Source organism: Syntrophorhabdales bacterium (assembly GCA_035541455.1).
GTDB lineage: Bacteria > Desulfobacterota > Syntrophorhabdia > Syntrophorhabdales > WCHB1-27 > JADGQN01.
In genome coordinates this window covers 1-15,679 of the sequence record DATKNH010000062.1, presented here as the reverse complement: position 1 = coordinate 15,679, position 15,679 = coordinate 1, and the positions used below count along the sequence as shown (strand labels likewise).

Annotated in this window: 18 protein-coding genes; 10 read left to right on the top strand and 8 right to left on the bottom strand. The window is 52.3% G+C overall.

All coding sequences use genetic code 11. The annotated features are described in order from the left end of the window. Positions 1–13 precede the first annotated feature (13 nt). From nrdR to VMT71_06435, 10 genes are all read left to right on the top strand, one after another. Positions 14–478, top strand: a complete 465-nt coding sequence (gene nrdR, locus VMT71_06480) for a transcriptional regulator NrdR (protein ID HVN23598.1) — start codon at positions 14–16, stop codon at positions 476–478. Continuing rightward, positions 475–1,578, top strand: coding sequence for a bifunctional diaminohydroxyphosphoribosylaminopyrimidine deaminase/5-amino-6-(5-phosphoribosylamino)uracil reductase RibD (gene ribD / locus VMT71_06475; GenBank protein HVN23597.1), 1,104 nt, complete (start codon positions 475–477; stop codon positions 1,576–1,578). The genes nrdR and ribD overlap by 4 nt, the downstream gene beginning before the upstream one ends. Continuing rightward, positions 1,559–2,206, top strand: coding sequence for a riboflavin synthase (locus VMT71_06470; GenBank protein ID HVN23596.1), 648 nt, complete (start codon positions 1,559–1,561; stop codon positions 2,204–2,206). The genes ribD and VMT71_06470 overlap by 20 nt, the downstream gene beginning before the upstream one ends. Positions 2,207–2,240: 34 nt before the next feature. Then, the gene (locus VMT71_06465; GenBank protein ID HVN23595.1) at positions 2,241–3,446 is read left to right on the top strand and encodes a bifunctional 3,4-dihydroxy-2-butanone-4-phosphate synthase/GTP cyclohydrolase II; all 1,206 of its coding nucleotides are present in this window, start codon (positions 2,241–2,243) and stop codon (positions 3,444–3,446) included. An 8-nt stretch (positions 3,447–3,454) separates the two neighbouring features. After that, positions 3,455–3,940, top strand: coding sequence for a 6,7-dimethyl-8-ribityllumazine synthase (gene ribE, locus VMT71_06460; GenBank protein ID HVN23594.1), 486 nt, complete (start codon positions 3,455–3,457; stop codon positions 3,938–3,940). Between the two features lie 221 nt (positions 3,941–4,161). Beyond that, complete coding sequence (gene nusB, locus VMT71_06455) at positions 4,162–4,593, top strand: transcription antitermination factor NusB (GenBank protein HVN23593.1); 432 nt, start codon at positions 4,162–4,164, stop codon at positions 4,591–4,593. Beyond that, positions 4,583–5,494, top strand: coding sequence for a branched-chain amino acid transaminase (locus VMT71_06450; protein HVN23592.1), 912 nt, complete (start codon positions 4,583–4,585; stop codon positions 5,492–5,494). Before nusB ends, VMT71_06450 begins: the two co-directional genes overlap by 11 nt. A gap of 102 nt (positions 5,495–5,596) precedes the next feature. Next, a complete protein-coding gene (locus tag VMT71_06445; protein ID HVN23591.1) occupies positions 5,597–6,085 on the top strand; it encodes an NYN domain-containing protein in 489 nt (162 codons plus the stop codon). A gap of 444 nt (positions 6,086–6,529) precedes the next feature. Further along, on the top strand, positions 6,530–7,723 hold the full coding sequence (locus tag VMT71_06440; protein ID HVN23590.1) for a pyridoxal phosphate-dependent aminotransferase: 1,194 nt from the start codon (positions 6,530–6,532) through the stop codon (positions 7,721–7,723). 2 nt (positions 7,724–7,725) lie between these two features. Then, a complete protein-coding gene (locus tag VMT71_06435) occupies positions 7,726–8,910 on the top strand; it encodes a pyridoxal phosphate-dependent aminotransferase (GenBank protein HVN23589.1) in 1,185 nt (394 codons plus the stop codon). Positions 8,911–8,978: 68 nt separating this feature from the next. Here VMT71_06435 and bioD read toward each other — a convergent pair whose 3' ends face one another. The 8 genes from bioD to VMT71_06395 all read right to left on the bottom strand — a co-directional run. After that, complete coding sequence (gene bioD / locus VMT71_06430) at positions 8,979–9,689, bottom strand: dethiobiotin synthase (GenBank protein ID HVN23588.1); 711 nt, start codon at positions 9,687–9,689, stop codon at positions 8,979–8,981. Continuing rightward, a complete protein-coding gene (locus VMT71_06425; protein ID HVN23587.1) occupies positions 9,690–9,890 on the bottom strand; it encodes a hypothetical protein in 201 nt (66 codons plus the stop codon). Positions 9,891–9,911: 21 nt separating this feature from the next. Further along, positions 9,912–10,589 carry a redox-sensing transcriptional repressor Rex gene (locus VMT71_06420; protein ID HVN23586.1) on the bottom strand — a complete coding sequence of 226 codons (678 nt, stop codon included), beginning with the start codon at positions 10,587–10,589 and terminating at the stop codon, positions 9,912–9,914. Between the two features lie 226 nt (positions 10,590–10,815). After that, positions 10,816–11,610: a 4-hydroxy-tetrahydrodipicolinate reductase gene (dapB, locus tag VMT71_06415; protein HVN23585.1), complete on the bottom strand. Its 795-nt coding sequence runs from the start codon at positions 11,608–11,610 to the stop codon at positions 10,816–10,818. A gap of 184 nt (positions 11,611–11,794) precedes the next feature. Continuing rightward, on the bottom strand, positions 11,795–12,682 hold the full coding sequence (gene dapA, locus VMT71_06410; protein HVN23584.1) for a 4-hydroxy-tetrahydrodipicolinate synthase: 888 nt from the start codon (positions 12,680–12,682) through the stop codon (positions 11,795–11,797). A gap of 43 nt (positions 12,683–12,725) precedes the next feature. Then, the gene (gene dapF / locus VMT71_06405; protein HVN23583.1) at positions 12,726–13,538 is read right to left on the bottom strand and encodes a diaminopimelate epimerase; all 813 of its coding nucleotides are present in this window, start codon (positions 13,536–13,538) and stop codon (positions 12,726–12,728) included. Positions 13,539–13,541: 3 nt separating this feature from the next. Then, on the bottom strand, positions 13,542–14,801 hold the full coding sequence (gene lysA / locus VMT71_06400) for a diaminopimelate decarboxylase (protein HVN23582.1): 1,260 nt from the start codon (positions 14,799–14,801) through the stop codon (positions 13,542–13,544). A gap of 52 nt (positions 14,802–14,853) precedes the next feature. Beyond that, positions 14,854–15,679: fibronectin type III domain-containing protein (locus tag VMT71_06395; protein ID HVN23581.1), on the bottom strand; the 826-nt coding region annotated here is incomplete at its 5' end.

The following is a 15,679-nucleotide window of genomic DNA, read 5'->3' as shown; positions in this document are numbered from 1 at the left end:
AACGGGTGCTTGAATGAAATGCCCTCATTGCGATTACGTCGAAAGCAAGGTACTTGACTCCCGCACCAGTAAGGAAATGGATACGATACGGAGGCGGCGTGAGTGTCTCAAGTGCGGTAAGCGGTTTTCAACCGTAGAGACTATCGAAGAAGGGCTTCCGCTGGTGATCAAGAAGGATGGCAGGCGCGAGGTTTTTGATCGCATGAAGATACTGGGCGGCTTGAAAAAAGCTTGCGAAAAAAGGCCTGTAGCGGTCGCAAACCTGGACAGGATACTCTCCCGGATTGAATACAATCTCAGTGAACGGGGCGAAAAAGAGATCAAGAGCACTGAGATCGGACAGATGGTCATGGACGAGCTGAAAATGCTGGACGAGGTTGCGTTCGTCCGTTTTGCCTCCGTGTACCGGCAGTTCAAGGACATTACAGAATTCATGGAGGAGCTGAAGGACCTCCTTCTCAAGAAGGGAGAGAAATGACCGAAGCAGAGTACATGCGTAAAGCCTTGAACCTTGCCAAGCGAGGCCTGGGGACAACCTCGCCCAACCCCATGGTGGGCGCTGTAGTAGTAAAAGGAGGCAAGATCGTTGGTGAAGGGTACCATCACAGAGCTGGTGAGGCTCATGCTGAGATTATCGCATTGGAAAAGGCTGGCCAGCGCGCGCGGGGAGGCATGCTGGTCCTCAACCTGGAACCATGCTGCCACACGGGGAAAACGCCGCCCTGCGTGAACGCAGTCATCAAAGCAGGCTTAAAGAAAGTCGTCGTGGCAATGCAAGACCCCAATCCTCTCGTCAACGGCAAGAGTATAGAGTTGCTTCGCAAAGCGGGTATCGACGTGAAAGTGGGCTTGCTTGAACACGAGGCAAGGATACTGAACGAAGCCTTTATCACCTTTGTGGAGAAGAAACGACCTCTCTTTATAGCTAAAGGCGCGGTGAGCCTTGATGGCAAGATAGCGACGAGGATCGGCGAGTCAAAGTGGATATCCAACGAGGAATCAAGAGAGTACGCAAACCAGCTACGCTCGGTCATGGATGGGGTTATGGTGGGTATAAATACGGTGATCCTGGACAACCCGCTGCTGGTCCCAAAGGTGAGCAAGCCAAAGCGGTACCCTGTCCGCATCGTGCTCGATTCAAAGCTGCGTATACCTCCTTCATGCGAGCTCGTCAAAACCGCAGACAAGTTCAAGACACTTGTGTTTACGCTCCCGGATTCAAGGCAGGATAAGGAGAGCCGTCTCAAGTCAATGGGCGTCGAGGTGGTGCAGGTCGCTGCGGGAGACAATGGAAGGATAGCACTTTCCGCCGTGTGCAAAGAACTCTGGCAGCGACAGATTACGAGCGTGCTGGTTGAAGGGGGCGCGGAATTGCACAGCTCCTTCATCAATGAAAAGCTTACTGACAAGATAGTGATTTTCTATGCGCCGAAGCTGATCGGCGGCAAGAATGCCCCGAGTCTTATTGGAGGCAAGGGAATCGATTTCATGAAAGACGCTTGCCGGATCGATATTACTTCCGTGAGGAAGCTGAAAGAAGACATCTGCGTGGAAGGCTATGTTCACAGGGATAATTGAGGATATCGGTACTATTACCGGCCTTGAAAAGTTGAGTGGCCGGTGGGTTATTTCGGTCCGCACCAGCCTCCCGCTTTTGGAAATACACGAGGGGGACAGCGTTGCGGTCGACGGCGTCTGTCTGACAGTGACGAGTCTGACGCAGGAGACGTTCCGCGCGGACGCTTCCCTGGAAACATTGGATGTGACCACGCTCAAATCTAAATCGGTTAATGAGAAGGTGAACCTGGAGCGTGCGATGCGTGCCGATTCCAGGTTCGGGGGACACATGGTGATGGGCCACGTAGATGGTATCGGCAGGATCGACACGATCAGGAGCGCGGGCGATTCAATCGCCTATACGATCAGCGTGCCCAAAGAACTTGCAAGGTATGTGGTGCGCAAGGGCTCAATATCACTGGATGGGATAAGCTTGACAGTAAATGACCAACGTAATACTATATTTACCGTTAATATTATTCCGTACACGGCCGCACATACCACCATAGGGCTCAAAGTTCCAGGCGATACTATAAATATAGAGACCGATATTCTCGGCCGTTACGTTGAGAAATTTCTGGCGGCTGGAAAAGAAAGCGGGATAGACCTCGATTTTCTTTACACGCATGGGTACATAAAAGGCAAGTGAGCAGCACAACGATTAGACGTAAGGGGTAATGAGTATGGCTATAGCAAGTATCGAAGAGGCTCTTGAGGACATCAGGAACGGAAAGATGGTTGTCATCGTCGACGATGAGGACCGGGAAAATGAAGGCGATGTGATGGTCGCAGCTGAAAAGGCAACGCCGGAGACGATCAACTTCATGGCGCGCTACGCGTGCGGGTTGATCTGCCTTTCTCTGACAGAAGAGCGGGCGAGACATCTCAAGCTTCCGCTGATGGTGAGGGATAATACTTCACCCTACAGGACTGCATTTACTGTCTCTATAGAAGCGCGCCACGGCGTGAGCACCGGCATTTCAGCCTACGACCGAAGCACCACGATTCATACCGCCATAGACGAAAAAACAGAAGCCGAGGACCTTGCGCGTCCGGGGCACATTTTTCCGTTGATCGCAAAAAAGGGTGGCGTACTGGTGAGGGTCGGCCACACGGAAGCATCCGTTGATCTGGCACGGCTCGCAGGGTTGAAGCCTGCGGGTGTTATCTGCGAGGTGATGAATGAAGACGGGCGTATGGCCAGGCTTCCCGATCTTGAAGTTTTTGCTGAAAAACACGGGTTGAAGATCATCACGATTGCCGACCTCATCAAGTATAAGATGAGGGCAGAAAAGTTTGTCAGGAGGGTGGTGGATGCGCGCCTGCCCACGCACGATGCCGGTGAATTCAGGTTGGTTGGCTATGAAAACGAGGTGGACGGTAAGGAGCACGTGGCTCTCGTTCAAGGTGAGATCAACCCTGGTGATGTGGTGCTGGTGAGGGTCCACTCCGAGTGTCTGACGGGAGATGTCTTCCACTCCATGAGGTGCGATTGCGGCGAGCAGTTGCACACCGCCATGGCAATGATCCAGAGGGAGGGGAAGGGCGTTTTGCTTTACATGCGGCAGGAGGGACGGGGCATAGGCCTTTTGAACAAGATACGAGCCTACAGCCTGCAGGACGAGGGAAGAGATACAGTGGAGGCGAACGAAGAACTGGGATTCCAGGCGGATCTCAGAGATTACGGCGTGGGTGCCCAGATACTCAATGATTTAGGCATACGCAAAATGCGACTGATCACAAACAACCCGAGAAAGATCAAGGGGCTGGAAGGATATGGCCTTTCGGTTGTTGAACGTGTGCCTTTGGAGGTTGAACCCACAGAGGACAACATTCATTACCTGAGGACGAAGCAGGAGAAGCTCGGACATATATTCAATAACATTTGAGGTGGCGTATGATACACGAGGGGAAGCTGGAGGCCAAAGGATTTCGGTTCGCAATAGTGATGAGCAGGTTTAACAGCTTTGTCTCAGAAAGACTGCTGGAAGGTGCTCTCGACGCCCTCACGCGGCATGGCGCCGATGAAAAGATGATTGATATCTACAGGGTTCCCGGCTCATTTGAGATACCGCTGGTGGCCAAGAAAGTGGCTAAGAGGAAGGATATCGACGCCATAATCTGTCTTGGCGCGGTGATCAAGGGCGGTACGCCGCACTTCCATTACATTGCGTCAGAGGTGGCTAAAGGTGTTGCCATGGTTTCGCTTGAGAGCGAAAAACCGATTTCATTCGGCATACTGACGACCGAGACTATAGAGCAGGCGATTGAAAGGGCCGGAACCAAGGCCGGCAACAAAGGCTTTGACGCTGCGATGTCGGTAATCGAGATGGTGAATCTGTTAAAGGGGCTCGCGTCGCCCCCTCCTGCAGCGAAGCCGTAGGAGCCTCCCCCTCTCGCACGCGTTGCGTGCTAGATAGAGTTCCGCCCTGTAGCGGAAATTTGGTGAAGGGGGTGCGGAAACCTATTGCAGGAAAAGATCTAGCGGTAACAGGTTAGGGTTAAGATTGAGGTTGAGGCTAAGATACAGAGACGAGCGCAAGCAGACCGTTGAGAAGAGAGTCCTCAGCGTAGCGGACACTGGAGTCCAAAGGAATAGATTTTTTGCGCAGAAGAAAAGCACGAGAATTAGCATTGAAGATGCTCTACCAGCTGGAGTTAAGCGGCGATGACGCAGAAACCGCCCTGCGAAGATTTTGCGAGATTTTTCCGTACCAGAAAGAGATTGTAGATTACTCGCGGTTCCTGTTAGTCGGTATCACCAGAGAACGAAAAAGCCTGGACGAATACATTGAAAAGGCGTCTGAGCATTGGAAGCTCAGCCGTCTTACGTATGTGGACAAGAATATCCTCAGGATAGGCACCTACGAAATGCTCCATGCGCCCGACGTTCCTCCTAAGGTGGCCATAGACGAGGCTATTGAGCTGGGCAAAAAATTCGGCAGCGAGGATTCCAAAGACTTTGTAAACGGGATTCTTGACAGGATTTTAAAGGAGTATTACCAGAAGGGAGTCGTTCAGAACAATGAAGGCTGACAAGATTTGGCTGGATGGAAAATTTGTCAATTGGGACGAGGCCATGGTCCATGTCTGTACCCATACGATCCACTACGGATGGGGCGTCTTCGAAGGCATCCGTTGCTATAAGTGCCACGATGGTAGAAGCGCTATTTTTATGCTCGACGCTCACATGGACAGGCTGTACGATTCCTGTCATATTGCCGATCTCAAGATACCCTTTGAGAAGCAGGAACTCACAGAAGTATGCAAAGAAATCGTCAAGGTGAACGGTTTCGAAGAATGCTATATACGACCGGTGGTATTCGTGGGTGATGATCAGCTTGGCCTCTACGTCAAGGATGTGAAGGTGAGGGTGTCGATCATTGCCTGGGTATGGGGAGCCTATCTGGGTGATGAAGGGCTCAAGAAGGGCATCCGCGCCAAGGTTTCTTCTTTCACGCGTCATCACGTGAACGCCGGCATGACGAAGGCCAAGATTGCCGGCAATTATGTTAATTCAATTCTGGCCAAGCGGGAAGTGACAGCGCTCGGGTTTGATGAGGCGATCATGCTCGACACGGAGGGATACGTGTCCGAGGCGAGCGGAGAAAATATATTCATAGTCAAGAAAGGCAGGATTAAGACAACCCCCCTTACTTCGATTCTGCCGGGTATCACCAGGGGAGCGGCGATATCCCTCGCACGTTATATGGGCTTTACGATAACAGAGGAGCGGTTCACGAGGGATGAACTCTATCTTGCTGACGAATGCTTCTTTACCGGAACGGCTGCAGAAGTGACCCCGGTGCGGGAAGTAGACGGTCGTGCAATAGGCTCGGGAAAGCCCGGCCCGGTGACCGCGCAGATCCAGAAGAAATTTTTCGAGACAGCCCGTGGCGTGCATTCTGAGTACCATAAGTGGCTGACATACCTGTAAGACTTGTTCCGCGTTACGAGTTACGGGTTACGGGTTCCAAGAGACTGAAGACCGCCTATTGACGTTTTAACTCGCAACTCGTAACTCGGAACGTTATTTGATATGCCTCCTCATCTTCTCATAGACGGGTACAATTACATCGGTAGGACATCACTCGCAGGAATGTTCGGTACTGCGGGAACAGAGATTGCACGGGATCACTTCCTGGACCAGCTCGTGGAATACCGCAAAGAGAAGAGCATCAGGATCACCGTTGTATTCGATGCCTACGCGGGCGTGCATCACATGCGGTCGCGCACGAACTATAAGGGCGTGGAGGTAATTTATTCCGGCAGGGATGAAACAGCTGACGACGTTATACGGCAGGCGATGAGCTCGCGTCCGGCAGGGCTCATAGTCGTCAGCTCCGACAGGGCGCTTATCGACGAGGCAAAGAAGCACGGCGTCGTCTTCATGGTTCCGGGAAGACTTGAGGCGGCCCTCTCAGGCGAGGACGGGGATGAAACAGCGGGCACGTCGGAGAGAAAAGGCTCAGGCCGTAAGCTTCCGAAGAGAGTCAGGAAAGCCCGCCGCACCCTCGGTAAAATCTAGTGTCGCTTCGTCTTCAAGTGCCTACCTTCGTTGCCCTTCAGCCTGTTCTTGCTCGACGTACCAGAGTACGCCTCCGCAGCCCAGGCCTCGGTTCGCCTCGGTATTCATCTTGAATCCTAAGCGACACAAGTCTTTGCCCGAAGGACAGTAGGAGGATGGCGGGCACAAATCGGCCAACATCTCGCTAAGGTATACTGGTGGCAAGTGCATAAACAACTTGACAAGGCGCATCCGGATTGTTTAAACTAACATACATGAACCGGGCGTATTGTTGTACTGTATCCTATTATTTTTACTTTAGGAGCATGCACCCAGGTTCTCTGCCCTTGTCGTAAGGGACAGAAAGGCCATGGGTGCAGGAACTCATGGCCTTTTGGTTTTCAGGAAGGCCATGAGGCGCAACGGAATGCCCCATGGCTTTTTTCATGAAGGAGGGCTCTCTTTATGGTTGTCTGCCGAAAAATGATGAACCTCATCAAGGCCCAGGAGGGCTGGACGAGGAAAATGTTCGAAGCGGCAATTCAGATGAAGAAAACCTATGGGGCGGAGAATGTCTACGACTTCTCGCTCGGGAATCCCGATGTTGAACCTCCACCTGACGTGCAGAAAAAACTTCTGGACGTTGTGGCACATCCAGTTCCGGGTATGCACAGGTACATGCCGAATCCGGGTTACGAGGATGTGAGGGAGAACGTCGCAGCCTATCTCAAAGGAAGGACGGGCCTTCCCTTCACGTCCCGTCACGTGTTCATGACTGTTGGCTGCGCCGGTGGGTTGAACATCGTATTGAAGAGTATGCTCAACCCCGGAGATGAGGTGATCGTTCCTAGCCCCTTCTTCTGGGAGTTCAAGAATTACGTGGAGAATTTCGGCGGCATTCCAAAATTTGTGGAGACGAAACCTGACTTTCAGCTGGACCTGGGGAAGATAAAGACAGCAATGAACAGCAAGACAAAAGCTATCCTGATCAACAGCCCTAATAACCCGACAGGTGCCGTCTACAGCGAGGAAAGCCTGAAGGAACTGGCGGACCTTTTTTACAAGGCAAGGAAGAAGGGGAGGGAAGTCTTTATCCTCTCAGACGATGCGTACCGCAAACTGGTCTATTCTGACGGTAAACTGCCTGAGCTCTTTAAGATCTACGATCTGGTTATCTCGGTGACGTCACATTCGAAGGACCTCGCGCTTCCCGGTGAGCGCATCGGTTATGTTGCGATATCGCCTCAGGTTAAAGAGACGGAACTCCTGCTGTCCGGGCTTGTAATCGCCAACAGGATACTCGGCTTTGTCAACGCGCCGGCACTCTTTCAGCGTCTGGTCGCAGAATTTCAGAATACTTCGGTCAGCATCGCCGAGTATCAGAAGAAACGGGATTTACTCTATGAAACATTGATCGAAGCCGGGTTCGAGTGCGTCAAGCCGACAGGCGCATTTTACATGTTCCCGAAATCGCCGCTCAAAGACGAGCTGAAGTTCGTCATGATGATGCAGCAGGAAGAAAGAATTCTGGTGGTGCCCGGCCGCGGGTTCGGCAGGAGCGGCTACATAAGGATTGCGTACTGTGTTCCTCTCGAGACAATAGAGAAAGCGAGACCGGGATTCTTGAGAATGGGCAAACGGTACGCAAAGAAGAGGTGAGTATGACTATTTCTAAATCAATTACAAAGCTGATGGAAAATTCCTCGTGGATACGGGCAATGTTTGAGGAGGGTGAGAAGCTGAAGAAAATACACGGGGTGGAAAACATATTCGATTTTGCCCTGGGAAATCCTATAACCGAGCCGCCGGCAGCGCTGAAAGAAGAGCTGTGCCGCATGGTGTGTGCAGATTCAACGGGTATGCACCGTTATATGCCGAACAGCGGCTATGACGAGGTACGAGAGGAAATAGCTCGCTTCTGCACTGACAACACGGGTCTTCCCTTTACCCGTGACCACATCATCATGACTGTGGGTGCAGCCGGTGCGCTCAACGTGGTTTTTAAATCGATTCTCGACCCGGGAGACGAGGTTGTTGTGCCTAACCCGTATTTTGTAGAGTTCATGTTCTACATTGGTAATCACGGTGGTGTGATCAAATTCGCGGAGACCAAGACCGACTTTCACCTGGATATTGAGAATATCAGCAAGGCCATCACCAAGAAAACCAGGGCGGTGCTCCTTAACTCGCCCCACAATCCAACAGGAGTGGTCTATGACGAAGGAGAGCTGAAAGAACTCTGCTATCTTCTCGACGAAAGACGAAACAAGGGACAGAGAATATATCTGGTTTCTGACGAGGCTTACCGGAAGCTTCTCTACGACAATACTCCCTATCCGGACGTCTTCAACTTGTATGACGACACTATTTCCGTGACCTCGCACTCGAAAGACCTTGCGCTGCCTGGAGAGCGTATCGGGTATATAGCCATCTCTCCCAAAATTGAGAATGAACGGCCGCTCATCGGCGCCATGGTATTCGCGAACAGAATTCTCGGGTTTATCAATGCCCCTGCATTGATGCAGAGACTCGTGGGAAGATATCAAAAGAACAGCGTTGACATTGCGAGCTACCAGCTGAAGAGGGATACCCTTTACGACATACTTGTAGAATCAGGGTTTGAAGTGCAAAAGCCCCAGGGCGCCTTTTACATATTCCCGAAATCGCCAATCCCCGACGACGTGGCATTCATCAGGGAGTTGCAAAAAAATCACATTCTGGCCGTGCCAGGGATCGGGTTCGGCAGGAGCGGCTACTTCAGATGTGCGTACTGTGGCGAACTGGACCTGATACAGCGCAGTAGACCGGCGTGGAATAAAGTGGGGGCAATGTACTTTAAGAAATAGGGTGACGGGGCATGGGTCACGGAAGGGCTGAGTGACGAGAAAAACTACTCAACTTCTCAATTGCGAGGCTAGGCGAATAGCGGATCCGTATTGATGTGCTTCTCTACCAGGTCTGCCAGTACTCTTCGGTCCGGCAGGTTCCCGGGCGTGTTTCCCATGTACGGGAAGACGCCGAGAAGCGGAACGTCGAGGTAGCGAGCGAGCATTTCCGGATTGGTTTTTGCGGCAAGATCCTCCTTGCCTTCCAGGTCGTTCAATATGACGCCGCTGACGGATACGCCCGCATGAGCGAGGCAGGCACAGGTGAGCAGCGTATGGTTGATTGTGCCCAGCCCGAGCCTTCCGACGACCAGCGCACGGACATCCCACCGTTTCATAAGATCGACGTAGAAGAAATTCTTCACAATAGGAACCAGAACGCCTCCTGCACCCTCTATAAATAGAATCTCATGAGACGATTTCAGCCGCTCATATGCCCGGTCGAGCAGGTCCAGATCGACGCGTACATTCTCCAGTTCGCTCGCGGTCTCGGGAGCCAGGGGGGATTCAAAGAGGTACGGGTTTATGAGTGAAAGGTCATCGCTGCTACCCGACGCCTCTTTGAGCATGATGGCATCCGATGGAAGCAGGTCGTGGCCGCTAAGTCTCAGCCCTGCCTCAAGAGGTTTCATCACGCCCACGTCAAGTGCTTTCCTCATTGCGCAAAAAGCCGTGAGAGCGCAAGCTGCAAAGGTCTTACCAACGCCTGTATCAGTGCCGGTGACAAAGATTGGTTTCATTCAGTGAATGACGGATGCGAGAAGGATAGCCATGCCTATGCAGATTGCAGCACAAATCAACGAATGGCCGAGGTGACCTTCCTCTGAAATCTTCCTTTCAAAATCGCCCGAGAGGCTTGCCCCGATGATCTTTGTCGCTATCAGGACAATTATCAGGTAGACCGACGCATAGACGAACATTTCTACTATGTTTCCCAGCATGCGCCACATCTGCCTGTTCCTTCAACGCGAGAGGTAATAGACCAGATTGTCCAGGGCTGATGTAAAAAACACGTTACGCAGGACAACGTTTGGTGGGACCTTTATCTGCGTCGGTGCGAAATTGAGGATCCCCCTGATGTTGGCATCTGCGAGCTGCGTCGCGACCGTCTGAGCCGACGTAGGTGGCGTTGCGATGATACCCACCTCGATATTTCTCGCCTTTACTACTTCCTTAAGACTGTCAATATGCAGGACCTCGATGGGCTTGCCCATTTTCTCAGAAATGTGGCCAACGACTGTCACCGGATCCAGGTCAAAGGCCGCGACAATCTTGAAGTTTTGTTTCAGAAACCCTTTGTACATAAGCAAGGCCGAACCCAGGCTTCCGATCCCGACGATGCCGATCCTCCACTCGCGATTGGTGCCTAATATCTCCTTTATCTGATAGCGTAAATCTTTAACATTATAACCCATACCTCTGATGCCGAACTCGCCGAAATAAGCAAAATCCTTTCGGACCTGAGCGGCGTTGACGCTGCATATAGATGCTATTAAGGCGCTTGATGCGACTTTTTCGCTTTTCGTCTCAAGGTCATCCAATGCTTTGAGGTAATTGGAAAGCCTCCTGATAGTTGCTTCGGGAATTTTGGGATACTTGGCGACTTTCCCCAACTTTCTTTCGGATTTATCTTGTTCCACTTTTCACCTCTTGTTCCGCGAATCTGTTGGAAAGAGAAATTTTTAGCAAGCCAGAGGCTGTTTGCCCATTCTACACCCTAATTGGAGGCTGAGCAAGAGAAAAATTTATCAAGCTGTTCGATCGTGACTACCATCTGGTCTGTGGTGCGTCTGTGGTCCGGATATTTGCGTGACTGGCCTCTGGCGCTAGGGTGGACGTGGGGGAAAGGGAATATACGCTGGACGCCTAATCTGTGAGGTTGAGGACATCACGCATGTCGTAAATCCCTGCTGGCTGATGCATGAGCCATTTTGCGGCAAGCAGCGCGCCCCTCGCAAAATTGTCACGGGAAGCTGCTCGGTGCGTAATCTCGATACGCTCGCCGGTACCGGCGAAAAAGACGGTGTGCTCTCCGACGATGTCGCCGCCCCGCATGGCGAGGACGCCTATTTCTCCCGGTTTGCGCTCACCAACCATCCCTTCTCTTCCGGAAACCTGGTAAGCACCGGGCCGGGCCGCCTCGATGATCTGGCGGAGTTTTGCGGCTGTTCCGCTGGGGGCGTCTTTCTTCCACTTGTGATGCAGTTCGAGGATCTCTATATCGTAGTCGGCTGTCAGGGCAGATGCAGCTCGGCGTACGAGCTCAAACATCAAGTTTATGCCGATGCTCATGTTGGGGGAGATCACTGCCTTCACATTTGTTGTGCGCGAGATTTCCTCGAGTGTCGGTTGAGGCAGTCCTGTTGTGCCGATGATCACGGGCTTATTACGATTCGCTGCTATCCTGAAATGGCCGAGTGTCGAGGCAGGCTCTGTGAAGTCGATTAGCACATCGGCCAGGCTGATTATCGCGGTCGGGTCCTGTTCTATCCTGCAGGAAGCCGGCGCTCCGGGATGTACAGCATCCAGGCCTTTCCCAAGCATAGGATGATCTTGTCTTTCAAAACCTCCCACGACGTCAAACTCGGGGTCTGAGAGCGCGACTTTCAGTATGGCACTTCCCATTCTTCCGCAGACGCCGGCGATGGCCAGCTTAATCATCTAACCTCCCGGTGACAGAGTAGGCAGTGAGCAGTTAGCGGTAAGCAGTGTACTGCACATTCAAAATGAACTAGATTTGAAATAGAGTCGATGAAAAAATAACTGCCTCACTGGTCCGGTCTCCATCAACCGCTTACGACCTCTTGCTCAAATGACCTGTTCTAAGCTGCTCACTGCTTGCCGCTCACTGTCTTTTCAGTAATCCGAAGTCGCGGAGCACACTCTTCAGGTGCTCGCGGCTCTTTTCAGAAAGGGGGACAAGGGGAAGTCTTAATTCCTTCTCAATAAGCCCCATGAAATAGAGACTCTCTTTTACGGGGACTGGATTCACCTCGACGAACATAGCCTGAAAGAGCGGCATCAGTTCCATGTGAAGTTCTCGTGCCTTGTCCAAATTCTTCTCATCGAGAAAAACTGTCGAGAGCATCTTCATTTTTTCCGGGAGAATATTGGAAAGCACCGATATCACGCCGCGCGCTCCCAGAGCCATCATGGGCAGAAAGACGTTGTCGTCCCCTGACAATATCGTGAAGCGTCCTTTCGTGAGCCGATAAATATCTGAGACCTGCTGGAGAGAGCCGGACGCTTCCTTGATGGCCACGATGTTCGGAATCTCAGCGAGCCTCGCAACGAGTTCGGGCAACATGTTTACACCCGTTCTCGTCGGTATATTGTAGAGCACTATGGGGATGTCAACCTCCTCCGCGACCTTCTTGAAATGGTTGTACAGTCCTTCCTGGGTAGGGCGGTTGTAGTAGGGCGCCACGAGGAGAGCCATGTCGCTACCCAACTTCTTAGCCTTTTGCGTCAGATCGACCGTTTCATGCGTGCTGTTAGAGCCTGTTCCCGCAATAACCGGCACCTTGCCGTTAACGAACGTAACGGTGAGTTCTATAACCCTTTCGTGTTCCTCGTAAGAGAGGGTGGAGGCCTCACCCGTGGTACCGCAGGGCACGATCCCATCGACGCCTCCCCGCAGCTGAAATTCGATCATTCTTTTGAGACCTGCCTCGTCGAGAGCGCCTTCTTTAAACGGTGTAATGAGAGCAGTGTAGACACCCTTAAGATCCATTGTCTCTCCTCGTGGAAAAACTTAAATCGACTACCCGCTTTTTTCAGTTAATCGCTTCGGGCATCAGCTTTCCCGTGTATATTATTCGTGCATCTCCTTCGAGATAGACTTCGTCGCCGACGGTTACACGAAGTATTTCTCCTCCGCGCGTCAGCAGGTTCACGTTCTCTCCGGTTAGTCCTTTTGCTTTCAGCACCACAGAAGCCGCGACAGCGCCGGTGCCGCATGCAAGGGTCTCCCCCTCGACGCCCCTTTCATACGTCCTCAGCTTGACGTTCTTCCGGTCGACGACAGTAACGAAGTCAACATTGGTACCTTGGGGCGAAAACTCTTTATGGTAGCGAAGCACTCTCCCCAGTTCCTCTACCGGCGCATGCTCGATGTCGTCGGTCAGGAGGATCACGTGAGGGACGCCTGTGTTGACGCTGCTCACAAAGAGTTCCCTGTGCTCCAACGCAACGGGGTAATCCAGCTTGAGGTCTCTGGGTGTCGTCAGTTGAAGCTTAACGTGCTCATCCAGTATTTCGGCCTTCATGACACCTGCTAATGTTTCAAAGGCCATCTTCTTCCCGGCTATCCCGTTCACAAATGCGAAACGTGCTGCACAACGGCCGCCATTGCCGCACATGTCGGCTTCGGAGCCGTCCGCGTTGTAGAACCGCCATGAGAAATCGACTGTAGCTGACTTCTCTATCAGTATCAGGCCGTCGGCACCTACCGAAAGGCAACGCCGGCACACCTTTACCACAAATTGCCGCACGTCAGGAAAGGAGCGATCCACGACCTTCTCCCTGTTGTCGATCATGATAAAGTCATTGCCGCTGGCACTCATCTTGTAAAAATCAAACAGCTCCATAACCTACCTTTTCAGAAATTCCGGAATATTCTCTCCCCGGACGAGGTCGTTCAAGTTTTCTCTCTTGCGCACCACAAAGAATTCTTTCCCTCTCACAAGAACCTCCGGGACCTTCCTCCTGGAGTTGTAGTTTGATGACATGGAAAAGCCATAAGCACCTGCGCCGAACACGGCAAGGGTTGCCCCCGGTGCGAGGATGGGCATCTTCCGGTTCTTCGCGAGAAAGTCACCCGATTCGCAGATCGGACCCACCACGTCTACTTTTTCTTTCTTTCCATCGACCTGTTCGAGAGGCACAATCTCGTGATACGCGTCGTACAACGCGGGTCTCACCAAATCGTTCATGGCGCCGTCCACTATATAGAAGCTCTTCTCGGCAGTCCTTTTGACGTACAGGAGACGGGTCACAAAAATGGCGCTGTTCCCCACGACAACACGGCCCGGTTCCAGTACCAACGTCAGGCCGCTGCCACGCAGTTCCTTTGCAATGGCCGGACCATATACATCCGGGTGGGGAGGCAGTTCGTCTTTATAAGGGATACCCAGTCCTCCTCCGATATCGATGTACTTCAGCGCAATGCCTTCTTTCTTCAGTTTCGCGATCATGCCCTTCAGTGACCGCACAGCATCGATGAAGGGCGCCATCTCGGTTATCTGTGAACCTATGTGTGAGGAAATGCCCACGGCTGTGAGATACGGATCCCTCGCTATCTCCCTGTAGAGACGATACGCTTCTTCCCACAAAACCCCAAATTTGTTCTTTTTGAGGCCTGTTGTGATATAAGGGTGCGTCTTCGGATCGATTTCGGGATTGACCCTGACTGAGACTGGCACTCTCGTTCGCATCCGCCGGGCTATGGTTGCGATGCCCTTGAACTCGCCTGACGATTCCACGTTGATCATGAGAATACGCGAGCGGATGGCATGCCTGATCTCTGCTTCAGTCTTGCCCACACCGGAGAAAACTATTTTCTTTGCAGGGATGCCGGCGCGTAACGCGCGAAAGAGCTCTCCGCCTGAGACCACATCTGCGCCGCCCCCCATCTTTGCGATCATTCTCAGAAGTGCGCCGTTTGAGTTTGCTTTGCAGGAGTAGCAGGTGACGTGTGGAATTGACCCAAAAGCTCGGTCAAACACACGGAAATGGCGCTCAAAGGTCTTCTCGCTGTACACGTACACGGGTGTTCCCACTTTCCTCACGATGTCCTGCAGAGGCACATCTTCCGCGTAGAGGCGGCCCTCCTTATAGTTGAAGAAATTCATATATTTGTTCTCTCCAGTAGGGAGTAAACTACCACGGGGAAGGCATCGAAATCTAGTCCTTCAAGACAATGATTATCTCGCGTGACGGCCCGCTTTCATTCCCGACACGGTCGACCGCAGTCACGTAATAGGAAACGTAACGCTGCGACCCCGGCATTTCATCAAGGAAACGGGGCTCTGTCAGCAGTTCCTTGTTCAGTTTTTCGGACTTGCCCGCGCTGATACGGTAGATATTATACCCGGCAAGATCAGCCTCCGTATTCTTCTCCCACGTCAGCTCCACGGTGCCATCTTTTTTTGCGCCCGCCAGATTTTGAGGCGATGCCGGAGGAGTTCTATCCTGAGGGGTTGCTTCTGCTTTTGCCCCTTCTCCCTCCCATCGTGTTGCCCCTTCTACTCTCACACTTCTAACTTCGTACGTGTAACGTTTGCCGTTCTGCAGCCCGTGGTCAGTGAAGGAAGAGCCTGTGACCAGCGTCTGGTTTACCGGTTCGAGGGGATACATGCCATCATCGAAGCGATACACGTTGTAAGAAACTCCTTTTTCCCTGTTCCACGACAAATCCACACTTCCGTCCCCTGCTGCGGCCTTGACCTCCTTTGGCGGATTCGGCGTATGCTGCCATTTTATCGTGTACGTGCTGGAGGCGGCGCCTGGAACATCCCCTTCAGTAAAAGGAACTACCCGATACGTGTAATCAAGGCCCGGCGTCAGGTCGTTATCGTACGTGTAGAGGCGTCCCTTGTAAATGGTATAGCCCTCCTTATCCGTTAAGCGGATCTCCTTCCACGCCTCGAGACTCCCTCCGCAACCGGTGCAGCTCTTGAGTATCCGGAAGCCGACCCAGGCTTGAGTGCCGACGCTGACAACAGCAGGC